Source organism: Nonomuraea jabiensis (assembly GCF_014204795.1).
Classification (GTDB): Bacteria; Actinomycetota; Actinomycetes; order Streptosporangiales; family Streptosporangiaceae; genus Nonomuraea; species Nonomuraea jabiensis.
The window spans coordinates 450,314-472,549 of the sequence record NZ_JACHMB010000001.1 but is presented as its reverse complement, the minus strand read 5'-3'; the positions used below and the strand labels follow the sequence as shown (position 1 = coordinate 472,549).

Here is a 22,236-nt window from a genome sequence, read left to right as displayed (position 1 = left end):
TTGCCAGGGTGGAACGGTGGGCGGAGTCTGGGCGTACACCTTGGTCGTCGTTGTGGTGGCGCTGCTGGGAGTCACGCTGTCGCTGAGTGTCGCGCTCGTGCGATCTCACCGGCGGCACCGCGAGGCCATCGAGGAGCGGGGCAGGATCCTGGAGCGAGAGAGCGACCGGGCCGCCAGGGCGGCGGTCGACGCCGAACGGGCCAGGATCGCCAGGGAACTGCACGACATCGTCAGTCACAACGTGAGCCTCATGGTCGTCCAGGCCAGCGCGGCGCGCGAGGTGATGACCATCAAGCCGGACGAGTGCGCGGAGGCGATCAAAGCGGTCGAGAACGCCGGCCGCTCGGCGATGTCGGAGCTGCGGCACCTGCTGGGACTGCTCGCGCCTTCGCCGGACGGCGTTGAGGATTCCTTTGACGCCGGCCTCGTGCCGTCGCCGAGCCTGAGCACCCTGAACACGCTGATCGACCGCTTCGCCTTCGCCGGGCTGAATGTGGAGACGCGCATCCTGGGCGAGCCCCGCGCGCTGCCGCCGGGCATCGACGCGACGGTCTACCGGATCATCCAGGAGGCCTTGACCAATGCGCTCAAGCACGCCGAGCCGGATACGAAGGCCGAGGTGACGATCCGCTACGCCGAGAACCAGATACGCGTGGAGGTGCTCAACACCGGCCCCAGCACGCTCACCGCCGACCAGCCCGAGCAGCCGGCAGGGCGGGGCCGTGCCGTGCCGGTGGCGCAGCAGCGCAAACGCGACGACGGAACCGGGCGCGGCCTGCTGGGGCTGGGCGAACGGGTCGCCGTCTACGGCGGGGACCTGGACGCCCGGCGCCGCCTCGGCGGCGGTTACCGCATCCGCGCCCGCATCCCGCTGAACGCGCCGCCCGCCGGCGACCGGTCTGGTCCGCCCCCGGCGGGCACCTCACATCGACAGGATGGTTGATGACCCCCGAGCCTTCGCCCCGCGTGCTGATCGTCGACGATCAGGCGCTCATCCGGGCAGGATTCCGGCTGATCCTCACCACCCGCGGCATCGACGTGGTGGGGGAGGCGGCCGACGGTGTGGAGGCGGTGACGGCCGCGCGGGAGCTGCGGCCGGACGTTGTGCTCATGGACATCCGCATGCCCAACATGGACGGGCTGGAGGCGGCCAGGCGGGTCCTGGCGCAGGATCCGGACTGCCGCGTGCTCATGCTGACCACGTTCGACCTCGACCGCTACGTGTACGCCGCGCTGGCTCTCGGCGCTAGCGGTTTCCTGCTGAAGGACGTCACGCCCGAGCACCTGACCAATGCCGTTCGGCTGGTCACCACCGGTGATGCCCTGCTGGCGCCGTCGATCACCCGGCGGCTCGTCGAGCGCTTCGCCACGCAGGACCCCGCCGGCGGCACGCCGTCCAAGGACGCGCACGCCGACCTGGCCAGCCTGACCACGCGCGAGCTCGAGGTGCTGACGCTGGTGGGGCGCGGGTTGTCCAACGCCGAACTGGCCGAGGCGCTGACGCTGAGCGAGACCACGGTGAAGACCCACGTCGCCCGCATCTTCACCAAGCTCGGCCTGCGCGACCGCGCCCAGGCCGTCGTCGTCGCCTACGAGACCGGGCTCGTCAGCGCGGGCACCGGCAACTAGCCCGCTCGACCGGCGCGAGCGGGGGAGGAGGCGGCGCGCCGCGACGACTCCTCCGCCGGCGCCGGATGCAGCCGGTTCAGCAGGGGGCCGGTGAGCGCGGTGGTCACGACGGCCATCACCACCATGAGCGCGTAGAGGCGCTCGTTCAGCACGCCGAGCTCCAGCCCGACGCCCAGCACGACGAGCTCCGTCAGCCCGCGCGTGTTCAGCAGCGCTCCGAGCGTGATCGCCCCGCGCGAGTCCAGGCCGCCGATGCGGGCTCCGGCGTACGCGCCGGCGAACTTGGCCGTCACAGCCGTGGCCAGGATGAGGGCCAGTTCTCCCAGCTCGCCCACGGTCAGCCCGGACAGGTCTATCTTGAGCCCCGCCACCACGAAGTAGACGGGGAGCAAGAGCGCGCCGCACAGCGGCTCGACCCGTCGGATCACGCACTCGCGCACCTCGCCGCCCCCGCCCTTGGGCAGGAGGACGCCGAAGAGAAACGCCCCGAAGATGTAGTGCAGCCCCAGCCACTCCGTGAAGGCGGCCGACATCAGCAGCCCGGCCAGCACGACGGCGAAGAAGAATCCGCCTCCCGGCTCGCCGTGCCGGCGGAGCTCGCTCACCCGGCGCAGCAGCGGGCGCACGAGCGTGACCATCACGACGACGTACGGCACGAGCAGCAGCAGCCACCACTGGAAGCGGGCGCCGGTGGCGAGCGCGACGACCAGCGCGAGCAGCGACCAGGCCAGCACGTCGCAGACGGCCGCACAGGTCAGCGCGGTGGCGCCGATCCGGGTGCCGGTCATGCCGCGGTCGGCGATGATGCGCGCCAGGACAGGGAACGCGGTCACCGACAACGCCACCGCGAAGAACAGCACGAACCCGGCGCCGGAACCCCTCTGGTGCCCCGACAGCAGCGTCCCGGCCAGCAGGGCGCCCAGCGCCAGCGGCACCGCCGTCGCGAAGAGCGAGGCCCACACCGTCACCCGCCCGCCGCCCTTCATGGCTCCGGCGTCCAGCTCGGTGCCGACGACGAACATGAACAGCGCTACCCCGACCCCGGCGAGCGCGCTCAGCGCAGGCCGCACCTCCTCGGGGAAGATCATGGCCGTGAGGCCGGGACTGAGCAGGGTGGGGCCGATGAGCGGATCAGGCAGGAGGCGCTCTTCCGCACCGCGACCATGCGCACGTCCTGCGATGCCGGTGCCGCCATGCCGTCGGCGTAGCCCTGACTCTGCCGAGGTGTGGCCCGGGGATGGTGACGGAGAGCACTTTCGATGATGCGGTGTGGTCGGCCGAGGTGGCCGAGCGGGGCCTGTTCGCCGGCTCTCGCTGATGCGGCCCGCACCGATCCGCAAGCTACGCGCGACCTGACTCGCTGAAGGCACTCGCGGATCGAAGACCGCGCGTCCAATCCGACGGTCGCAGGTTCGAATCCTGGAGGGCGCCAACCCCGCACACACCATGATCCATTCGCCACCTCCGACTGCTGCGGCAAGAGCCGCGGCCCCGCCTCGTCGTGAGCGGGCGGCGAACGCGGGGCCGGATGCTCGTGCGGAGTGACACCTCCAAGGAGGTGGAGATCCTGGTGCGGCGGTGGCCGCCGCGACCTCACGCGACCTGCTCTGGATGGTTCAGCCGGCGAGGCCGTGTGGCGGGATTCCGATGAGGTCGTGTGGTCCGGCCATCCGGAGGCATGCTGGCCTCCGCTCAGCGATCGCGGTGGCCGGCGTGATGAGAGTGAGGGTCGCAGCCGGCCGGTCTGCTCGACCTGCACTATCGGTTCACCGGCGGCGAGCGTCATCGGGCGAACCTGTGATCTCGCGATGTCGACCGTCACCGGTCACTGATGTGAAGGCTGCTGGAGGACCGCGCGTTACAGTCGTGGCTCTGCATTCGGGGCGACCACATGATGAGCATGCTTCAGGCGTGCGGCGCAGGTCGTACCGGCACGCCTGGCGAGATCACGAACGTCGTGGCCTTCCTCACCGGCCCGGACGGCTTCGGGGAGCGGGACCGTGTCGGCGTGGACGCGGGATCCGTCGCACGGTCGCTGCACTGACCTGCAAGCCGAGCCGAACCAGTTCGCCGTGTACCCGCCGGTACCCCTACCTCGGGTTCTCCCGTGCCAGGCGGAGGACCCAACCTGCTCACCCGCCTGCGTATTCCCGTGCGCCCCGACCGTCCTGAGGCTGAGCAGGCGGCTCATACGGCGGTGACGTGGGCGCGGATGGCGGCGGCGCCGGAGTCGGCGAGCCAATCGGCGAGGGTGCGCAGACCGGGATGGATGACGCGCAGGGCCTCGATGTCGGCGTGCCAGCGGTGACCGGCCTGCCAGTGTTTCGCGGTCTCGGCGATCTCCGGGCCGAGCCGGGCGGTCTCGTCGTCGGTGAGCTGCTCGTACCGGATCGGGAGGCCGGTGGCCGCGCTGATCGCGGCGGCGGCCTCGACCGGGGTCGGTTCGTCGCCGGCCAGTTCCAAGGTACGTCCGGCGAATCGGGCCGGGTCCGCGAACGTGAGCGCGGCGAACTCGGCGATGTCCTCCAGTGCGATGACCTGCATGGGCTCGTGCGGCGGGAAGAGGTGCCGGTGCACGCCATCAGGGGAGATGCCGTCGATGCCGACGACTCCGGCGCCGAGATAGTTCGTCATGAACCGGACCGGGCGCAGCACGGTGGGCAGCGCCACGTGGTCGCGTAGGTACTCCTCGATAAGCGTCTTGCCCTGCGCCCCTCGCGACGGGGCCGAGGTGGAGGCGACGGTGCTGAAGACGATCTGCTCGACGCCCGCGCGGGCCGCGGCGTCGATCAGCGCCCTGCCGCGGGCCACCTCGAGCTCCGTCCGTGGTCCGGCCGGGCCGAAGGACACCGGCGGCACGCCGAACACGGCGGCGGCGCCGTCGAGCGCGGGTGGCAGGCTCGCCGGATCGTCGAAGTCGCCGCGTACGAGCTGGGCACCCGCCGCGGCCAGCTCGGCGGCGGCCGGCGCGGCCGGGTCGCGCACCAGCGCGCGGACCTTGCGGCCTTCGGCGAGCAGCCGGCGGGCGGTGGCGCCGCCCTGTTTGCCGGTGGCGCCGGTGATGAGGATCGGAGCGTCGGTGCCGGCTGGTGTGGCGGTGGTCATGGTGCCCTCCGGTGAGGTGGGAGATACTGGCTCGGTCCGGAATGCTCCACCCGCTTCGCCGTCGCAGACAAGGATTTCGTGACATGACAGCAGCGCCGGTCGCAGCGCCCGCCGGGCGCGCCGATGCCCGCCGCAACCGGGAGCTCGTGCTGCGCACGGCGATGCGGGTGTTCGCCGAGGAGGGGCCCGGGGTGTCCCTCGGCCGTATCGCGCAGCGCGCCGAGGTTGGCGCCGGCACGGTCTACCGGCACTTCCCGAGCAAGGACATCCTGCTCGAGGCGGTGCTCGCCGAACACCTCGGCGCTCTGGTGGCCGCCGCCGATCGCTGGCGCGCCCGCGCCGCTCCCGGTGACGCGCTGTTCGGCTTCCTGCTCGAAGTGATCGAGAAGTCGGCGGGGCGCCAGCACGTGTGCGATGCGCTCACCGATGACCGGAGCTGGCCGCGCGCCGTGCTGGCCGCCGCGGTAGGGCGGTTCCACGAGGCACTGGAGCGCCTGCTGCACGACGCGAGACGGGCAGGTGTGGTACGCGCCGACGTACGGGTGGACGACCTGTCGGCGCTAGCCGTCGGCGGTGCCGCCCTGCTTGCCGCGCACCGGGACCAGGCCCGCGGCGCCCGGCTGGTGCGGTTGCTGGTGGACGGGTTGCGTGCCCGTACCGTCACGAAACCCGAGTCGTTTCGTGACTCGGCCTCGCCGTCACGTCACGAAACCTCCGCTCCGCGGCACTGCGGGGAATGCGGGGCGCCGCTGCCGGAGCGGGCTACAGGGCGGCCGCCCCGCTACTGCAGTTCGACGTGCCGCCAGCGGGCTCACCGGCGTCGTCTTGCCGGTTAGCGATGCCACTCGCTTCGCGGTCGCCGGCACGGCCGCAGCGCAGCCCTCGGTGCTGGAGGCGATCACGGCGGCGAGCTGGCCGGGGAGGCCGCCAACGGTGCGGGCGATGTCGTTGAGGCTGTTCGCGGTGCCGGTCGGCGGTACGACCTCGGCGATCGGCTTGGGCAGCGCCCCCATGACCAGCGCCCGCCTGGGGTACTCCGGCTGGTGCCTACGCCGTCAGCGCCAGAGCATCCGTCGTCCCTCCTCCGTATAATACTTATTCCAGGTAGAGTTTATGGTGAATGGGGGCTGTCGTGAAGTTCCTCGCCAGTACGCTGTTGTCGAACGATCCGGCGTTGTCGCTGCCCGGGGAGAGCGAGCACGACCGGTTACGCGCCACGGTCGACCTCGCCGTGTGGGCCGAGCGGGTCGGCTACGACGGCTTCGGCGTGGGGGAGCGGCACAACCCTGCGTTCCTGTCCCCGTCCCCGGCGGTGCTGCTGTCGCACATCGCCGCGCGGACGTCGACCATCCGGCTGTTCACCACGGTGGCCGTGCTGTCGCTCAACGACCCGGTGCGGGTGGCCGAGGACTACGCCATGCTCGACCACCTCAGCGACGGCCGCCTGGAGCTGATCATCGGCAAGGGCAACGACGCGCCGTCACTGAAGCTCTTCGGGGCGCGCGAGGAGGAGCAGTGGGACCGGCTCGCCGAGGCGTACGAGCTGCTGCGGCGGCTGTGGCGTGAGGAACGGGTCACCTGGTCAGGACGGTTCCGCCCGCCTCTCGACGAGGTGACGACCCGGCCGCGCCCCTTCCAGCGGCCCGCCCCCCGCGTGTGGCACGGCTCGGCCTCCAGCCGGCGCTCCACCGAGCTGGCCGCCGCCTTCGGCGACCCGCTGTACTCCGCCAACGGCTTCAAGCCCGCCGCGCACTACCTGGAGCTGGTCCGGCACTACCGGGAGCGGCTGGCGCACCACGGCCACGACCCCGCGGCGATCCCCCTTGGGCTGGGCGCCCACTCGCCGGTGATCGCCACCCGCTCCCAGGACGCCTACGAGCTGGCCCGCCCGGCGTTCGAACGCTTCCGCCGGCAACCGGTCGCCGCGAGCAACGGCTTCCCCTACGACAGCCTGGAGGACTTCGTCGCCCGCGGCTCGGCGCTGATCGGCAGCCCCGCGCAGATCACCGACAAGCTGCTCGCCCTGCACGCCGACTTCGGCAACGACCTGTTCGGCGTCGGCTTCGAGGGCTTCTTCTTCACCGACGCCGCCACCACGCGGGGCCACCTGGAGCGCTTCTTCGCCGAGGTGGTGCCGGTCATTCGCGCCGAGCTGCGCTGACCTGCGGGCTCAGGCCCGCCACGGCGAGCCGGAACAGGGGCGGCGGGATCGGGATGGTGCTCGGTGGCGAGGACGTCTCCTACCACTCCCGCGATGGGATCACGCTTGCCGTACGCGGGGTCGATCTCGACGTGCGGCCAGGCGAGATCGTCGCGCTGGCGGGGGAGTCGGGGTCGGGCAAGAGCACACTGGCGCAAGCCGTCGTAGGGCTGCTGCCGCCCGGCGGGCGGATCGACGAGGGCCGCATCGGGTTCGGCACCCACGATCTGGCCGCCCTCTCGGAGCGGGAGCTTCGTGCCGTACGGGGGCACCAGATCGGGCTGATCCCCCGGGATCCGGGCGTCTCGCTCAACCCCGTGCACCGCGTCGGCGACCAGGTGGCCGAGACGCTGCGCATCCACGGTCTGGCCACGCGTACCTCGGCCCGCGGCGCCGCGATCGAGCTACTGGGCCGGGCCGGTCTGCCCGACCCGGAGACCCGAGCCCGGCAGTACCCGCACGAGCTGTCCGGCGGGATGCGGCAGCGCGTGCTCATCGCCATCGCCATCGCCGCCCGGCCGCGGCTGATCATCGCCGACGAGCCGACCAGCGCCCTCGACGTCACCGTCCAGCGAGTGATCCTCGACGATATGCAGAGGCTGGCCGAGGAGAACGGCACCGCCGTCCTGCTGGTCACCCACGACCTGGGCGTCGCCGCAGATCGGGCACACCGGCTGGCGGTGATGCACGAGGGCCGGATCGTCGAGTGCGGGCCGGTGGCCGAGGTGCTGCGCCGGCCGCGCGCCCCGTACCCGCGGCGGCTCAAATAGCCATCGAGTGGGACACGGGCCGACCCCGGGTGTCCGCGTACGCGACGGTCTGGCACTGGCACCAGGCCAACGCCGCTCAGGGCGACCTGCGGCCGGCGGACTGGACGACGAATCGGCCTGGTGGAGGACGACTTCGAGCAGTACGACGGTAGGTGCCTGATCGCCCGCCGCAAGGTGAGACCGGTCGCGGCCTGGTGGCCACCGGCTCCCCGCCCCTGCCTCCGGCCGCCGCCGAACCCGCTGCCCGGTGAGCGGGCGCGCGAGTTCTCCTTTGGCGTCGTCGAGCAGAGAACCGCCGCGCGGCCGCCTCCATACCTTCTCGCCCTCGGCACAGACATCGAAGTCGTCGGCCACGAGGCCCTGCCCACCCGCTCCGAAGCCGTGATCCACGGGGGAAAACGACGAGCGTCTGGCGCGCCGCTGACGCCCAGTCTCTCCCGGTTCAGCCACAGGCCACCGACCTGGGGATGATCGATGTGCTTGGGGTGCCTTCGCACGTGTTCACGCTCGGCGGGGTCGAGGAACACGTCCCGCAGGCGGTTGCCCCCCGCCACGAGTCGCGGCGACAGAGTGGGTGCCAGCGTGTTGGCGGCGAGGACGTCGAAGTAGCTCTCCTCCACGTACGCGGGGAGCGGAAGCGCGACGACGAGCTTGGCGACGCCCGGAGGGACGGTCTCCTTCCGGTGCCGCCGCCGTCGCCGCCGGGATTTTCCCGCCCCGAGGCGTAGCAGGTAGGCCGCTGCATCGTCGTCGAGTTGCAGCACGTGGGCGAGGGACCCGAGGACCTGCGCGGAGGAGGTGCGGTCGCGGCTCTGCTCCAGGCGCAGGTAGTAGTCGGCGCTGATGCCGGCGAGCATCGCGACCTCCTCCCGGCGCAGGCCCGGCACGCGCCGTACGCCCACGGAGGGGATGCCGGCCACGGCTATGTGGGGCTGAGGAAGGCGGAATCGCTCCCGCCGTGCTCGACCTCTCGGCAGAGCGATGGATCCGTGTGACGACGCTGGCCGGCGTCTTGCTGGTCGCTCTGGTGGCGGCCGGCGTGTTCATTCCCATAGGGGGAGCGGGTGGCCGGCGCCGTTCTTCATCGCGGCGGTGTAGAGCGCCTGCGCGGCGGCAACATCCTGGACGGCGGTGCCGGTGGAGTCGAAGACCACGAGGTCGTCGGCGTGCTCGCGGCCGGTCTTCGTGCCCAGGACGATTTCGCCGAGCTCGGCCCTGACCGGCGTCTTCGGGCGGTGGTGGAGTTCGCCGACTGCGGCGCACTGGTGGGTGACGTCGGTGATCAGGGTGGCGGCGGCGAGCAGGTCGTCGTGGAGTTCGCGTTTGGCGGGCGCGTCGGAGCCCACCGCCGCCACCAACGTGCCTGGTCGTACGTCGCGCAAGCCCAAGTAGGGATCGGTGGAGGGGGTCAGGGTGACGACGACGGCGGACTGCCGGGTGGCCTCGGCGGGAGTGCGGGTGGCCTCGGCGCCGTGTTCGGCGGCGAAGCGCGCGGTCTTGGCCGGGTCGCGGCCCCATACGAGAATTCGCTCGATCGGGCGGACCGCCCGGATGGCCGCGATGTGGGCGGCGGCCTGGGCACCGGTGCCGAGCACGGCCAGGGTGGCGGCGCCGGGCAGTGCCAGGTGGCGTACGGCCACGGCGGTGGCTGCGGCGGTGCGCAGCCGGGTGACCGTGGCCGATTCCAGGAACAGCAGGGGTTGGCCGTTCGTGGCGTCGAACAGGGCGATGACGCCGACGATGCTCGGCAGGCCCAGCGTGGCAGGCCGGTCGTAGAAGCAGGCGCCGATCTTGACAGCGACCACGCCGCCGAGCCCGGCGGCCTTGATGTGGAACTCGCCGGGCGGGCTGTCGAGGTGAGACAGGCGGCTGGGTGAGGTCTCGCCACGGGCGTGGGCGGCGAAGGCGGCCTCGATGAGGTCAATGTAGTCGGAAGGGGTGAGCAGGCGCTCGATCTCCGACTGCGTGATCATGTGCATGTCGTGGAGCCCTTCCGGGGGCCGGTGCGTCTCAGACGATATCAGATAATACATGTATATCCAGTAGGAAATGTTGACTTTATCTGGATGTGCTCATAGCTTCGTGGTCATGAGCCAGGCCGCGAACCTGACCCGGCGCGCGCACGTGGACCACGGCCACGTCGCCAGCGCGCAGTGTCACTGATCACGAAATCTCGTCATCAACCCTCCCTTCCTCTCGCCGAGGAGTGATCGAGATCGGAGGCGGCTCATGACGCTGCCTGAAGTAGAGTCACCGGCCCGCCAGGACGCGGGGTGGCCGCTGGAGGTGATGACGGCCCGTCGTCCGCTGCGGTGGCTGGGCGCCGTCGGTGGTGCGCTCGGTGCTGCTCACGCTGGAGCTGACCGTGCTGGGCATCGCGCTCGGGTTCGTGCTGGGCGCGGTCCTGGCGCTGGTGCGGCTCTCGCCCAACCGGCCTGGAGTACACCTCGCGCTACGGCCGCAACGATGAGCTGGCGAGGTATCCGGAGTCCGAGTTCGCGCCGCCGTACGGTGCGTTCCTGATCGTGGTGTCCGGCGGCGCGTTCCGTCGCTACGACGCGGCGACGGCCGAGGTCAAGCGCGTGTGGACGCACCCGCGCCACCGCCGGATCTACCTGACCACCGGGCCCCGCCAGCCGGAGGCCGTGCGCCTCTATCCGGCCAGTGGCTACGACCCGCAGTTCGACGTCGCCGACCGTCCCACGCGGGGCCCGCTCGCCTTCGTCAAGGATCTGCACCTTCACACGTGAAAGGCCATGCCATATGCCTGTTTCCGCTCTCCTGAGACCCGCACTCGCCGTGCTTTTGCTGGCCGTCCTGACCGGATGTGCTGGAGGCGGCGAGCAGCAGAGCTCCGCGGCGGTGCTCGCTGCCGACGCGCCGCTGCCGACGTCCGTCCCCAAGGGCACCAAGCTGATCGTCGGAGACCCGCCCACCAAGGTGGCGTTGCAGCTGTCCGGTGAGATCGACAAGTTCTCGTTCGACATTGAGTGGGCCAACATCAGCGGCGGTCCGCAGACCAGCGAGGCGTTCCGGGCCGACGCGCTCGACGTGGGCGCGGTCGCGGAGATCCCGGCCATCCAGGCCACCTGGACCGGCCTGCCCGTGAAGATCGTCGCCTCCAAGTTCCGCAAGGACCCGCTCCACCACCCGACGTACGAGCTCGGCATCGCGCCGGGCGTGAGCGTGAAGACCCTGGCCGACCTGCGCGGCAAGAAGATCGCCTACAGCCCCGGCCAGGCTCAGGGCGCGCTCGTGCTCAAAGTCCTCAAGCAGGCCGGGCTGACGAAGGACGACGTCACCCTGGTCGAGCTGCCGAGCACCGGCGACGTCTACCCCAACGCGCTGGCCTCCAAGCAGGTGGACGTGGCTCCGATCGGCGGCGTGAACATCAGGCGCTACACCGCCAAGTTCGGCAGGGACGGCGCCACGACCATTCGCCACGGGCTCCGCGACGACCCGGGCCACCTGTACGTGCGGACGGTCACGCTCCAGGACCCGGCCAAGGCCGCTGCGATCCGCGAGTATGTCGCCGCCTGGGCACGGGCCTCGCGCTGGGTCTACGAGCACCCCGAGGAGTGGATCGACGGTTACTACGTCAAGGACCAGGGTCTCAGTGCCGAAGACGGCAAATACCTGGCCGAGCTGGCGGGCGAGCCGGACATCCCCGCCGACTGGTCCGAGGCCATCGCCCGGCACCAGGAGACCATCGACATCCTGTCCAAGGAGACCGGTAACCCGGTGCTGAAGGCCCAGGACCTGTACGACCTGCGCTTCCAGACGGTGGGCGCGGACGCGGTCAAGGGTGGTGCGTGATGACGCTCGTCGCCGCCCGTCCGGCCGTGGCCGCCCGCACGCGCAAGCGTCGTCGCCTGCGGCCCGGCCCGCGGATCAGGTTCGGTTTCCTGGTCGGCCCGCTCCTGCTCCTCGCGCTCTGGGCGGCCGCCTCGGCGAGCGGCCTGCTGGATCCGCGCTTCCTGTCCGCGCCGTGGACCGTGGTCACCACCGCGGCCGACCTGATCGAGTCCGGCCGCCTGCAGTCCAACCTGCTCGCGTCCGTCCAGCGGGTGGCACTGGGATTGGCCTTCGGCGTGCCGCTCGGCACCATGCTCGCGCTGGTCTCCGGGCTTAGCCGGTGGGGTGAGGCCGTGATCGACGGGCCCATCCAGATCAAGCGGGCCATCCCGGCGCTCGCGCTCATGCCGCTCCTCATTCTGTGGCTGGGCATCGGCGAGGGCATGAAGATCACCATGATCGCCCTCGGCGTGCTCGTGCCGATCTACATCCACACCCACAACGGGCTGCGCAGCATCGACAGCCGCTACGTCGAACTGGCCGAGACCGTCGACCTCAAGCGCGGCGCGTTCATCAGGAAGGTGGTCCTGCCGGGCGCGCTGCCGGGGTTCCTGCTCGGCATGCGCTTCGCGGTCACCACGGCCTGGCTGTTCCTGGTCGTGGCCGAGCTCATCAACTCCACCACCGGCATCGGCTACATGATGGACCTGGCGCGCACGTACGGGCAGACCGACGTGATCCTCGTCGGCATCGTCCTGTACGGCCTGCTCGGGCTCTTCTCCGACGCCGGGGTGCGGCTCGTGGAGAGGAGGACGCTGTCGTGGCGACGGACGTTGGCCAGCTGATCCGCGTCAAGGGCCTGACCCGCGTGTACGGCGATCGCGCCGTCCTGGACGGCCTGGACCTGGAGATCGCGCCGGGAGAGTTCGTGGCCCTGCTCGGGCAGAGCGGGTCGGGCAAGAGCACACTGCTGCGGGCCCTGGCGGGCCTGGACGCAGACGTCGCCGGGGACGGTCTCGTCGAGGTGCCCGCGCAGGTGTCGGTGGTGTTCCAAGACGCCAGGCTGTTGCCCTGGCAGCGCGTGCTCGACAACGTGATCCTCGGACTCGACGGCGCCGTGGAGCGCGGCCGGGAGAGCCTGGCGGAGGTAGGTCTGGCCGGGCGGGAGCGTGCCTGGCCCAACGAGTTGTCCGGCGGCGAGCAGCAGCGCGTGGCGCTGGCACGCTCCCTGGTCCGCGAGCCCCGGCTCCTGCTCGCGGACGAGCCCTTCGGCGCGCTCGACGCCCTGACCAGGCTCAAGATGCACGGCCTGCTGCGCCGCCTGTACGAGGAACACCGGCCCGCCGTGCTGCTGGTCACCCATGACGTGGACGAGGCGATCGCCCTGGCCGACCGCGTTCTCGTGCTCGACCACGGCAGGATCGCCGCCGAGCAGCGGCTGGATGCCGACCGGAGCGCCACCGAGATCCGATCCGAGCTGCTGCGGGCACTCGGCGTCGCCGAAATTCCTTCAAAATGAGTAGGGGTGGTCGTCGTGAGCGGCGGAAACGTGGTGGCTTTGGTCGGCAACCGTCAGCGGGTCCAGCCCCGTGCCGTCGCCTAGTCTCACGGCCATGTCGATCGCCGAGAACGCCGCCCCGCTCCCCGACCCCGATCGCGCCGTGGTCGCGGTCGAACCGCCGGCCGCGGGGGAGGGGCACTGGGCGGGCGCGCCCAGCGCGGTGGCCGCGGACGGGCTGATCTATCTCGCCTACCGGCTGCGCCGCCCGGTCGGGGAGGGGCGCGGGTACGCCGTCGTGGTCGCGCGGTCGGCGGACGGTGAGCGCTTCGAGACGCTGACGACCGTGACCCGCGAGGAGATAGATGGACGCGGAGTCGCTGGAGCGGCCCTCGCTGGTACGCCTGCCGAGCGGGCGCTGGCGGCTGTACCTGAGTTGCGCCACCACCGGCACCAAGCACTGGCGGGTGGAGGTGCTGGAGGCGGCCGACCCGGCGGCGTTCGATGCGCGCTCGCGCGTCACCGTCCTGTCGGGCGATCCGAAGACCGGGGTCAAGGACACGGTGATCGTACGGCGGGACGGCGTCTGGCATCTGTGGGCCTCCTGCCACCCGCTCGCCGATCCCGACGAGGCCGACCAGATGGTCACCGACTACGCCACCAGCGCCGATGGTCTGGAGTGGACCTGGCACGGCACCGCGCTGAGTGGTCGGTCCGGGCTGTGGGACGCTCGCGGCGTCCGGGTCAGCGCGGTGCGTTTCGATGACGACCGGGTGGTGGCGTTCTACGACGGGCGGGCGAGTGCGACGGAGAACTACGAGGAACGTACCGGCATCGCCGTCGGCACGGACCCGGCCGTGCTGACCGCGCTGGGCGAGGCGCCCGCGGCGCAGTCGCCGCATCGCGGCCGGGGCCTGCGCATCCTCCTGCCCGACAATCCGTTCTCGGCCATCCCGTGCCGCTCGGCTGGCTCCGCGCCGAGGATTACCCTCTAAAACAGTAGGAAATGTTGACTTATCGAAGATCGCGGCTTAGCGTCGTTGGTATGAGCCAGGGCTTCCTCCTGACGAGGCGCTCCCACGTGGATTTCGGCCACGTCGCCAGCGTACAGTGTCGTTGATCACGGACCCGTAGCCGCCGAATCCCACCCTCGTGCCTCCGGCGTGGCCGCCGCCGTCCACGCCCTCGCCGCCGACCAGTTCAGGCGGGCGCTCTCGGTCCACGCCAGTGGCGTCGTGGTCATCACCGCGCAGACCGACGGCATTCCCGTGGGCCTCACCGCCACCTCCTTCTCCTCCGTCAGTCTCGAACCACCCCTGGTGTCCTTCTACGTGGACCGTTCCTCGACCACCTGGCCGCAGCTGGGCGCCGCCGACCACTTCGCGGTCAACATCCTGGCCAGCGACCAGGCCGACCTGGCGGCCCGCTTCGCCCGCTGTTCGGCAACTCCCGCGGCGACTCCGACGCGGGCGCCGCGCTCAACCTCATCCTGCCGGCCAAGGGGGCCCTCAACCGCACCTACTTCGCCGACCCGCAGGTGGACAAGTGGCTCGCCACCGCCTCGGCCACCTCCGACCAGGCCGAACGCAAGGAGCTCTACGCCAAGGCGCAGAAGGCGGCGGTCGTGGAGAACGCCATCGCCTTCCCGCTCTACGTCCCCGCTGACCAGATCGCCGCGCAGAAGACCGTGCAGGGGCTCGGCTTCGACCCCGCCTCCGGTACGCCCGCGAGCGCTTATGACGTGCGGATCGGAACATGATCAAGCGGCTGGCGACCGGGCCGGCCGTACTCTGGGCCGCCGCCACGGCCTCGTACGGCGCGCTGCTGCTCGCGCCGGGTGACACCATCGACATCCTGGTCGGCGACGGAACCGACACCCCGGAGATCAGAGCGAAGATCATCGCGGAGTGGGGGCTCGATCGGCCGGAGATCGTGCACCGCTGGGCGGGGGCGGTGGCTGCGCGGCGCCGCCTCGGCCGCCGAGCTGGTGTCGGTGCCGCCGTTCCTGATCGGGATCGTGCTGCCGTCGGTGTTCTCGTTCACACTCGGCTGGTTCCCCGTCCCGGGCGCGTCCGGACCGCAGGCGCTCGTGCTGCCCGCGCTCGCGCTGGGCCTGCCCATCGCGGGCGTGCTCGGACAGGTGCTGCGCGGCAGGCTGGTACGGGCCCTTGAGCAGCCGTTCGCGGTGACGGCGCGAGCCCGCGGGCTCACCGAACGCGCCCTGGTCGCCCGGCACGCGCTGATACCGGCCGTGACGCTGGCCGAGTGGTTCCAGCTTCCGCGGCATGGGACGCCCCTTCGAGGGGAGAACATCATGACGCTGTTGGCCGCGGAGGACCTGCGCGTGAGCTTCGGCGGCACCGAGGTCGTGCACGGGATCTCCCTGTCGGTCGAGCCCGGCGAGTGCGTGGCGATCGTCGGCGAGCCCGGCTCCGGCAAGACCACACTTGCCCGCCTGGCCCTCGCCCTGCTCGAACCCGACCACGGCCACGTCACCCTGCACCAGCAGCCATGGAGCCAGCCGCGGGAACGCGAACGCCGCCCGCTACGGCCCAGGATCCAGCTCATCTCCCAGAGCCCACTCGACTCCTTCGACCCCCGCCACACCGTCGCCCGCCTGGTGGCCGAACCGCTGCGCCTGTCCGGGACGGAACGCCACGTGCGGGTGCTCGACCTGCTGGCCCGTGTCGGGCTGCCGCCGGAGACGGCCGCCCGGCATCCTCGCGAGCTGTCCGGCGGCCAGCGCCAGCGCGTCGCCATCGCCCGCGCCCTCGGCCCCCTCCCCGACGTGCTGGTCTGCGACGAGCCGGTCTCCGCCCTCGATGTCTCCGTCCAGGCCCGGGTCCTCAATCTGCTCGCCGACCTCCAGGCCGAGTACGGCACCGCGATGGTGTTCATCTCCCACGACCTGGGCGTCGTTCACCACATCGCTGACCGCGTGCTGGTCATGAAGGATGGCCGAGTGGTGGAGAAGAGCGACGTCGAGACGCCCGGGCCGAATACGACCTTAGAGCCCAGCAGGTGGGCGACGGCGACATTCCCGTGGTTCCCAGGGCGGGTGCGCAGCGCGTGCTCCCAGGCGTCGAGGTCGCCGTCGAACAGGGCGGCCGCCTCGCGCGGGTGCCCGGCGGTCCAGCGGTCGGCCTCCTGGAGCGCGGTGACGACCCTGGCCGGCTTACCTCACCCATCCCGGCGCCGCGTACCGCCACCTGTGATCTCAAAGGTCGCCGCGTGGCGGAGGCCGAGAGCGACCGCTCTTTGACCCCGTCCCAGAAGGAACGGGGCCAGACGAGGATTTTCAATGGTCTTCCTGGTGCGACCTACGAGAACAGTCGTGCGGCGTGACGTAGAACGTAGGACGCGACCCGGCGGCCCAGCGTCACCCCGGCCTGGTCGGCGGAGCGGGTGTGGATGCCCGACCAGACCCGGGCGTCGACGTTCTCGTCGGTCAGGACCTTCCACGTGGTGTAGGTGCGAGTGACCCCGGGCGCGGTCGGGCTGGTGAGCTCGAACGGTTCGCGGGAGTGGGAGCCGACCAGTGAGGTCAGCACCTGCTCGGCGGCGCCGGAGTAGGTGTTGTGGCCGCTCGGGTAGTCGGGGTGCGACGGCGTCGTGTGCAGCGGTGTCCAGGCCGGATCCGAAGGGATGGAGGGGTGGCCGGTGTCGGCGGCGCGAAGCGCGGTGACCGGGCGCCAGCTCACATAGGTGTACTTGCTGTCCGAGGTGGCAATCTGGGTGTCCACCAGAGCGACGTGGAAGAGCGCGACGAGCTCGGCCTTCCTCGGCGCCGGCAGGCGGGACTGGACGACGGCGGCACGCAGGACGCCGTTGTAGATGGTCAGTGAGGACCCCAGCCAGAACTGCGCGATGTCCGTCTGGGCCTGCGTGCGCGCGCTGCTGTTCGCCGCGCCGTAGTCGCGTACCTCCTCAAGGTCGGCCCGATATTCCGGAGAGCCGAGTTCGGGAGGAGGCCCCGGTCGGAACCGGTCGGCGCGGCCCAGAAGGAACGGTCTGGCAAACCTCGTGCCCGCCTGGAGGGCCGGCCCGAAAGCCGGCGGCGTGGGTTGCCAGACCCCGGGTGCGGCTTGCGGGACCGGGTACGGCGGGTTGACCGACGCCGGGTCCAGGCCGTCACCGGTCCGTTCGGTGAGCAGCGCCGTCGCCTCCTCGGCCCCGGCCGCCACGCCACGATCCTTGGACGGGCCGGCGGGGATGCGCGCCAGCGTCGCCGCGAACGCCGCGTCGAGCTCGGCGGTGCGGGCCGGGAGCAGGGTCACGAGTGAGGTGCGGACCGCGGAGGCGAGCGCGGCGTCCTGGAAGGCGCGCTGGCGGGGACCGGATCGCACGGCGCGGGCGGCGGACAACCAGCTGATCGCCCACGTGCGGCTATTGGTGACCTGCGTGGAAGAGCCGGCGGCGGCAATGGTGTCGGCGGTGACGTCGTACCATTCCACCGCCACGTCGACGTCGGCCGGGCCCGATGTCCGCGCTGTCGACGCGGAGGCGGCTGTGCCGCTCAAGGCCGTGCTGGTGGCGAGCACGGCCACCGTGACGGCGGAGCGCAGCCGGCGCGGTTGCGTTCGCGTGCGGGATGAAGGCGTTAACCGCGTGCGGGATGAAGGCGTTAACAAAGCGAGGCGTCCTTTCAGAGCGGCAGAGGGACAAGGTCGGTCCGAGCATTCGGCTGTGGCATCAGGCATCGGCGCTCATCCGCGCAACAGCGGTAGGAGCCGGTCGCCCTGGCGCTTGATCTCTGGCAGATAGGGAGTGTCGGAGAGCACGAAGTGGGTGATGCCGAGTGCCTGGTACTTGCGCAGCGACTTCGCCACGTCCTCGGCCGAGCCGACCAGCCAGGTCGTGCCCGCGCCGCCGCCGCCGAACTTGCCGGGCGTGGTGTAGAGGTTGTCGTCGAGCACCTCTCCCCGCGCTGCCAGGTCGAGCAGCCGCTGCTGACCGACGGCGGTGAACCGGTTCGGGTCACGCGAGATGCCGCCGTTCGCCATCTCCTCGACCTTGGCCTCGGCGTCGGCCCAGGCCTGTTCGGTGGTGTCGCGCACCAGCGTGGTGATGCGCAGCCCGAACTCCAGCGGCGGGTGCTCGCGTCCCAGCTTCTCGCTGAGGTGTTTGAGCCGGTCGATCCGCTCGGCGACGCCATCCAGTGGCTCGCCCCAGAAGAGCTGGACGTCGGCCTCGGCGGCGGCCACCTTCTCGGCGGCTTCGGAGGCACCGCCGAAGTAGAGCCTGGGGTGCTTGCGGTCGCCCCGGACGACCGTTCGCGGCGCCACGGTGGAGCCGGTGACGCTGAAGTGCCGGCCGTGGTAGGTGACGTTCTCCTCGGTCCACAGCTTGCGCACGATCTGGAGGAACTCTTTGGTACGGGCGTAGCGGTGCGTCTGGTCGCCTTCGCTGTCGCCGTACGCAGCGAGGTTGTCCTTGCCCGACACGATGTTGACCAGCACTCGCCCGCCGGTGAGGTGGTCCAGGGTGGCGGCGGCGGAGGCGAACTTGGCCGGATGCCAGTAGCCGGGCCGGACCGCGATCAGCGGCTGGAACGTCGTGGTCCGCGCGGCCAGCGCGGTGGCGACCGTGAAGGTGTCGGGCCGTCCCCAGCCGGCGCCGATGAGCGCCCCGCCCCACCCGTGCTCCTCGAGGGCCCGGGCATGGCTGGTGAGGGTCTCCAGGCTGTTGTGGTTCTCGACGACGTCGTCGCCGCGGTGCCCGGGCTGCGCTTGGTTCGGGATGTACCAGAGGAACTGGAGATTCATCACTCGGTCTTCCTGTTCGGTGGTCCGATGACCCAGATCCTTCAAAACCTACTCTTCATGTAGGTAAAGTATAGATAGTTTCGAGGTGCTTCGATACTCCTGCGGGGCTCAAAAATCAGACGCGGACACGTCACCCCTCGCCGACGTCCCGTCTCCGCATCCACACAACCGCATCGCCTGCTGACCTGCACACGTGTCTTTGCCATCGGTTCCACTTCCGCCCCCGCGGTGTGTGACGACAGACGCACTAGCCAGGGCTCGCATTCGAGTCCTTCCTCCTTGGCAGGCAAGGTGTCCGGCTCAACCCGGCTGAAGGCGGCCCGCGCGGCCATCGGCGGCATCGTGGACGCCGCCCCCGACGGCGCGCTGCTCGGGCTGCGCTCCTACGGCGGCGGCTGCACCGACACCGTGCTGCACATGCGCCCGAGTCCGCTGGACCGCGACACCTTCAAGCGGCGGGTGGCCAGGCTCCGCCCCAAAGGTGACACACCCATCGCGTATGCGCTCAAGCAAGCCAAGGATTTCGGCGGCGATGGCACCAAGACGATCCTGCTCGTGTCCGACGGCGAGGAGGCCTGCGGCGGCGACCCGGTCGCCACTGCCCGCGCCCTCGCCGAGAAAGGCGTGAACGTGCAGGTGGACGTCATCGGGTTCCGCGTCAAGGACGCCGCCCGCACCCAGCTCGTTCGGATCGCCAAGGCCGGCGGCGGCCGGTACGCCGACGCCCAGAACGGCGACGAACTAGCCGGCCGCATGCGCCGGCTGGCCCAGCGCGCTCTGCGGGGCCAGACGCCGGTCGGTGTCCCGGTCACCGGCACCGAGGACGCGGCGGTGGCGCCGGTTTTGAAGCCGGGCGCGTACCTGGACGAGATGCCGCCCGGCGGTGGCGTCAAGCGACACTACGCCTTCGACCTGCCCGAAGGCGCGACCGCGTACGTGGGGTTGCGGATCGGCGTCACCGCGCCGCTGGGCGAGCGGGCCGTGATCGGGTCGGGCCTGTCCCTGGTGCCTCCGGGTGGCGGGCCCGCGTGCGTCGTCAAGGAGCTACTCACCGACCTGCCCACCGGCGGCAGCGCCTTCGTGGTCGGCAACGGCCAGCTCACCGCGGGCGCCGGCGCCTGCGAGAAACCCGGCGGTACACGATCGAGGTGGACAACCGCAGCGACCAGATCCGCACGTCCACCGCACCGCTCGAACTCACTCTCATCATCGAACCACCTGCCGTGGACGTCGCCGCGCTCCCGCCCGCCGCCACCGCCAACGAGAGCGCCGAGCCGCTGGTGGAGGCGTCCGAGCCGGCACGAGTGGTGGGCAGCGGCTCCTACGGCGACGGCCCCGTGCTCACCGACGGCCGCTACACCGTTGATCCCCGGCGAAGAGGCGTACTTCCGGGTGCATCGCGGCAACCCGTACGTCGAGGTGCCCGTGACCTTGACCGTGGACGTGCAAGGGGAGCCCGCAGGTGCGCCGACGTACGCCGACACGACCGGCGGCGGAGCTGGCCGTGGCCTAATTGGAGGGCGAGACCGTCGAGGGCGTCACGTTGATCGGGCCGACGCTGACCGTCCGGGGCTCGTCGGCTCCGATGCGGGCCCCGAGAGCGTGACCGGGCGGTCTTCTCGGCCGTCCACGCGCTCACCCACGCGGTGGACAGGGCGGTGCCGAAGGCCGGAGAGCGATAAAGCAGCCCAACCAGCAGTGGGCCACCGTCACTTGACGGCTCCTCCGGTGATGCCGGAGATGATCCGTCTTTGGGCGACGACGAAGACGACGACCAGCGGCAGGCTCATGAGCACGACGTAGGCGAAAACGAGGTTCCAGTTGTTCTGATACAGGTTGCTGCTCGCCACCGAGTACAGGTTCAGGGGAAGTGTCGAGTACGTCCCTCCGCCGAGCACGAAGAAGGCGTAGAAGACGTCGTTCCAGATGTAGAGGCAGATGAGGATCGTGGCGGTCGCGATGACCGGGCGCAGCAGCGGCAGGACGACCTTGATGAAGATGCCGAGCGGCCGTGCGCCGTCCATGCGGGCCGCTTCCTCCACCTCGACCGGTATGGTCCGCACGAAACCGGTGACGAAGAAGATCACCAGGGACATGTACATGCCCATGTAGACCAGCATCATGCCGATCGGCGTGCTGGCCAGGTTGAGTTGCCGGAGCAGCAGCACGATCGTGACGACGGCCGGGGGCAGGATGATCCCGCTGATCGCTGCCGAGTAGAGCACGGCCATGAGGCGCCCTGCCCGCCGAGCCAGCACCCATGAAGCCAGTGAGCCGAAGATCAGCACCCCGGCGACGGACGGCACCATGACCAGCAGGCTGCCGAACAGCGCCCACAGCATGCGGCCCTGCGTGAACGCCTGGGAGTAGTTGTCCCACAGGTGCCACACCCGGGGGAGGGACAGGTCGGGCAGGTTCGCCTCGCCTTGCGACTTGGCGGAGGTCACCAGGGCCAGCCACAGCGGGATTCCGATGACGACGGCGGTCAGGATGATGACGACGGCCGGGTGAACGAGGCGGGACCAGTCCCGGGCGGAGCTCCTCACAGGACACGCTCCCTCTTGCGCAGGTAGCCGATGACAGGGAAGGCCAGCAGAGTGACCAGGAGAAGGAGGGCGAGGCTCATCGTGGTCGCCTGGGCGAACAGGCCGTTGCCGTAGACGCGGAAGATGTAGATGTCGAGCACCTCGGTCTGCTGGGCGGGCCCTCCTCCCGTGGTCGCCAGGATCGTGTCGAACCCGTTGAAGGAGCCCAGCAGCGCGGTCGCGACGTTGAAGGTCACCGCGGGGGCGATCAGCGGGAACCGGATGGAGCGGAAGGTCCTCCACCTGCCGGCGCCGTCGATCCTGGCCGCCTCGAGCACGTCGGCCGGGATCGTCTTGAGACCGGCCAGGAAGATCACCATCGCCAGTCCCATCCACTTCCAGGAGTTCACGAAGGCCACCGTCACCACCGTCCAGGTGGTGCTGCCGAGCCAGGGGATCGTCACGTGCTGGCCGGTGAGAGCGCCGATGAGCCCGTTGAGCGGACCGTCGGGCTTGAGGAGCGCCTGGAAGGTGTACCCCACCGCCAGGGCGGACATCAGCACCGGGATGAAGAAGACGACCCTGGCGAACCGGTTGATCCGGGTGTCGCGCTCCAGGAGCAGGGCGAGTCCCAGCCCGAACCCCGTTTGCATGATCGCCACCAGAACCGCGTAGACGATGGTGATCCGCAGTGACGACAGCAGGGCGCCGTTGGACAGCACCGCCTTGACGTTCGCCAGCCCCACGGGGCGGATGTCGTCATGGAAGGCCGACCAGTCCGTGAAGGCGTAGACGAAGTTGAAGACGGTCGGTAGGAAGAAGAACACGGCCAGCACGGCGAACGCCGGAACGAGGAACGAGCTCGGGTACAACACCGCTCGCCGCGGCGAGCGACCGGAAGCGGCCGAAAGAGAAGGGATCATGGCGATCCTGCACACCTTTCAGTGTG

Annotated in this window: 22 protein-coding genes and 2 pseudogenes; 16 read left to right on the top strand and 8 right to left on the bottom strand. The window is 70.7% G+C overall.

Annotated features, from left to right (window positions below; translation table 11 throughout):
• Positions 1-16: 16 nt before the first annotated feature.
• Positions 17-943, top strand: a complete 927-nt coding sequence (locus HD596_RS02085; RefSeq protein ID WP_221519139.1) for a sensor histidine kinase — start codon at positions 17-19, stop codon at positions 941-943.
• Positions 943-1,629: a response regulator gene (locus tag HD596_RS02080; protein ID WP_185067614.1), complete on the top strand. Its 687-nt coding sequence runs from the start codon at positions 943-945 to the stop codon at positions 1,627-1,629. Before HD596_RS02085 ends, HD596_RS02080 begins: the two co-directional genes overlap by 1 nt.
• On the opposite strand, the gene HD596_RS02075 is transcribed toward HD596_RS02080, so the two are convergent.
• Complete coding sequence (locus HD596_RS02075) at positions 1,626-3,077, bottom strand: cation:proton antiporter (protein WP_376775815.1); 1,452 nt, start codon at positions 3,075-3,077, stop codon at positions 1,626-1,628. The genes HD596_RS02080 and HD596_RS02075 overlap by 4 nt on opposite strands.
• 443 nt (positions 3,078-3,520) lie before the next feature.
• On the opposite strand from HD596_RS02075, the gene HD596_RS60115 reads away from it, so the two are divergent.
• Complete coding sequence (locus HD596_RS60115; protein WP_221519138.1) at positions 3,521-3,673, top strand: hypothetical protein; 153 nt, start codon at positions 3,521-3,523, stop codon at positions 3,671-3,673.
• A 143-nt stretch (positions 3,674-3,816) separates the two neighbouring features.
• Here HD596_RS60115 and HD596_RS02065 read toward each other — a convergent pair whose 3' ends face one another.
• On the bottom strand, positions 3,817-4,734 hold the full coding sequence (locus tag HD596_RS02065) for an NmrA family NAD(P)-binding protein (protein WP_185067612.1): 918 nt from the start codon (positions 4,732-4,734) through the stop codon (positions 3,817-3,819).
• Positions 4,735-4,817: 83 nt separating this feature from the next.
• On the opposite strand from HD596_RS02065, the gene HD596_RS02060 reads away from it, so the two are divergent.
• The 3 genes from HD596_RS02060 (at position 4,818) to HD596_RS02050 (ending at position 7,704) form a co-directional block, all read left to right on the top strand.
• Complete coding sequence (locus tag HD596_RS02060; RefSeq protein WP_185067611.1) at positions 4,818-5,570, top strand: TetR/AcrR family transcriptional regulator; 753 nt, start codon at positions 4,818-4,820, stop codon at positions 5,568-5,570.
• 284 nt (positions 5,571-5,854) lie between these two features.
• Positions 5,855-6,895, top strand: a complete 1,041-nt coding sequence (locus tag HD596_RS02055; RefSeq protein WP_185067610.1) for an LLM class flavin-dependent oxidoreductase — start codon at positions 5,855-5,857, stop codon at positions 6,893-6,895.
• A gap of 53 nt (positions 6,896-6,948) precedes the next feature.
• Complete coding sequence (locus HD596_RS02050) at positions 6,949-7,704, top strand: ABC transporter ATP-binding protein (protein ID WP_185067609.1); 756 nt, start codon at positions 6,949-6,951, stop codon at positions 7,702-7,704.
• A gap of 503 nt (positions 7,705-8,207) precedes the next feature.
• Here HD596_RS02050 and HD596_RS65515 read toward each other — a convergent pair.
• Positions 8,208-8,591, bottom strand: a pseudogene (locus HD596_RS65515) (helix-turn-helix domain-containing protein); the annotation flags it as partial.
• A gap of 156 nt (positions 8,592-8,747) precedes the next feature.
• Positions 8,748-9,683: an ornithine cyclodeaminase family protein gene (locus tag HD596_RS02040; RefSeq protein WP_185067608.1), complete on the bottom strand. Its 936-nt coding sequence runs from the start codon at positions 9,681-9,683 to the stop codon at positions 8,748-8,750.
• Positions 9,684-10,045: 362 nt separating this feature from the next.
• Here HD596_RS02040 and HD596_RS63485 point away from each other — a divergent pair, with 362 nt between their 5' ends.
• The 9 genes and pseudogenes from HD596_RS63485 to HD596_RS61215 all read left to right on the top strand — a co-directional run bounded on the left by HD596_RS63485 (position 10,046) and on the right by HD596_RS61215 (position 16,259).
• Complete coding sequence (locus HD596_RS63485; RefSeq protein WP_281398125.1) at positions 10,046-10,174, top strand: hypothetical protein; 129 nt, start codon at positions 10,046-10,048, stop codon at positions 10,172-10,174.
• 55 nt (positions 10,175-10,229) lie between these two features.
• Complete coding sequence (locus HD596_RS02035) at positions 10,230-10,454, top strand: GNAT family N-acetyltransferase (protein WP_185067607.1); 225 nt, start codon at positions 10,230-10,232, stop codon at positions 10,452-10,454.
• A 49-nt stretch (positions 10,455-10,503) separates the two neighbouring features.
• Positions 10,504-11,520: an ABC transporter substrate-binding protein gene (locus tag HD596_RS02030; protein WP_313042355.1), complete on the top strand. Its 1,017-nt coding sequence runs from the start codon at positions 10,504-10,506 to the stop codon at positions 11,518-11,520.
• The gene (locus tag HD596_RS02025) at positions 11,520-12,344 is read left to right on the top strand and encodes an ABC transporter permease (RefSeq protein ID WP_185067605.1); all 825 of its coding nucleotides are present in this window, start codon (positions 11,520-11,522) and stop codon (positions 12,342-12,344) included. The genes HD596_RS02030 and HD596_RS02025 overlap by 1 nt, the downstream gene beginning before the upstream one ends.
• Positions 12,320-13,018 carry an ABC transporter ATP-binding protein gene (locus HD596_RS02020; protein ID WP_185067604.1) on the top strand — a complete coding sequence of 233 codons (699 nt, stop codon included), beginning with the start codon at positions 12,320-12,322 and terminating at the stop codon, positions 13,016-13,018. Before HD596_RS02025 ends, HD596_RS02020 begins: the two co-directional genes overlap by 25 nt.
• Before the next feature lie 344 nt (positions 13,019-13,362).
• Entirely contained in the window at positions 13,363-13,992 is a 630-nt protein-coding gene (locus tag HD596_RS02015; RefSeq protein WP_246554069.1) for a glycoside hydrolase family protein, read from the top strand.
• A gap of 168 nt (positions 13,993-14,160) precedes the next feature.
• Positions 14,161-14,382, top strand: a pseudogene (locus tag HD596_RS02010) (flavin reductase family protein); the annotation flags it as partial.
• Between the two features lie 152 nt (positions 14,383-14,534).
• On the top strand, positions 14,535-14,756 hold the full coding sequence (locus HD596_RS02005) for a hypothetical protein (RefSeq protein WP_246558553.1): 222 nt from the start codon (positions 14,535-14,537) through the stop codon (positions 14,754-14,756).
• Positions 14,757-14,990: 234 nt separating this feature from the next.
• Positions 14,991-16,259, top strand: coding sequence for an ATP-binding cassette domain-containing protein (locus tag HD596_RS61215; protein WP_313042350.1), 1,269 nt, complete (start codon positions 14,991-14,993; stop codon positions 16,257-16,259).
• A 58-nt stretch (positions 16,260-16,317) separates the two neighbouring features.
• Here HD596_RS61215 and HD596_RS01990 read toward each other — a convergent pair whose 3' ends face one another.
• A complete protein-coding gene (locus HD596_RS01990; RefSeq protein ID WP_221519137.1) occupies positions 16,318-17,517 on the bottom strand; it encodes a vanadium-dependent haloperoxidase in 1,200 nt (399 codons plus the stop codon).
• Positions 17,518-17,703: 186 nt separating this feature from the next.
• Positions 17,704-18,762, bottom strand: a complete 1,059-nt coding sequence (locus HD596_RS01985; protein ID WP_185067602.1) for an LLM class flavin-dependent oxidoreductase — start codon at positions 18,760-18,762, stop codon at positions 17,704-17,706.
• Between the two features lie 291 nt (positions 18,763-19,053).
• Between HD596_RS01985 and HD596_RS01980 the strand changes: the two genes are divergently transcribed.
• Positions 19,054-20,565, top strand: a complete 1,512-nt coding sequence (locus HD596_RS01980) for a vWA domain-containing protein (protein ID WP_185067601.1) — start codon at positions 19,054-19,056, stop codon at positions 20,563-20,565.
• On the opposite strand, the gene HD596_RS64595 is transcribed toward HD596_RS01980, so the two are convergent.
• Both HD596_RS64595 and HD596_RS01970 read right to left on the bottom strand, forming a co-directional pair.
• Positions 20,472-21,308, bottom strand: a complete 837-nt coding sequence (locus HD596_RS64595) for a carbohydrate ABC transporter permease (protein WP_185067600.1) — start codon at positions 21,306-21,308, stop codon at positions 20,472-20,474. The genes HD596_RS01980 and HD596_RS64595 overlap by 94 nt on opposite strands.
• Positions 21,305-22,210, bottom strand: a complete 906-nt coding sequence (locus HD596_RS01970; RefSeq protein WP_185067599.1) for a carbohydrate ABC transporter permease — start codon at positions 22,208-22,210, stop codon at positions 21,305-21,307. Before HD596_RS01970 ends, HD596_RS64595 begins: the two co-directional genes overlap by 4 nt.
• Positions 22,211-22,236 lie beyond the last annotated feature (26 nt).

Coding starts and splice junctions, on each gene's coding strand:
- HD596_RS02080 (WP_185067614.1), top strand. CDS start 943: ATGACCCCCGAGCCTTCGCCCCGCGTGCTGATCGTCGACGATCAGGCG.
- HD596_RS02075 (WP_376775815.1), bottom strand. CDS start 3,077: ATGGTGTGTGCGGGGTTGGCGCCCTCCAGGATTCGAACCTGCGACCGT.
- HD596_RS60115 (WP_221519138.1), top strand. CDS start 3,521: ATGATGAGCATGCTTCAGGCGTGCGGCGCAGGTCGTACCGGCACGCCT.
- HD596_RS02065 (WP_185067612.1), bottom strand. CDS start 4,734: ATGACCACCGCCACACCAGCCGGCACCGACGCTCCGATCCTCATCACC.
- HD596_RS02060 (WP_185067611.1), top strand. CDS start 4,818: ATGACAGCAGCGCCGGTCGCAGCGCCCGCCGGGCGCGCCGATGCCCGC.
- HD596_RS02055 (WP_185067610.1), top strand. CDS start 5,855: ATGGGGGCTGTCGTGAAGTTCCTCGCCAGTACGCTGTTGTCGAACGAT.
- HD596_RS02050 (WP_185067609.1), top strand. CDS start 6,949: ATGGTGCTCGGTGGCGAGGACGTCTCCTACCACTCCCGCGATGGGATC.
- HD596_RS02040 (WP_185067608.1), bottom strand. CDS start 9,683: ATGCACATGATCACGCAGTCGGAGATCGAGCGCCTGCTCACCCCTTCC.
- HD596_RS02025 (WP_185067605.1), top strand. CDS start 11,520: ATGACGCTCGTCGCCGCCCGTCCGGCCGTGGCCGCCCGCACGCGCAAG.
- HD596_RS02015 (WP_246554069.1), top strand. CDS start 13,363: ATGGACGCGGAGTCGCTGGAGCGGCCCTCGCTGGTACGCCTGCCGAGC.
- HD596_RS01985 (WP_185067602.1), bottom strand. CDS start 18,762: ATGAATCTCCAGTTCCTCTGGTACATCCCGAACCAAGCGCAGCCCGGG.
- HD596_RS01970 (WP_185067599.1), bottom strand. CDS start 22,210: ATGATCCCTTCTCTTTCGGCCGCTTCCGGTCGCTCGCCGCGGCGAGCG.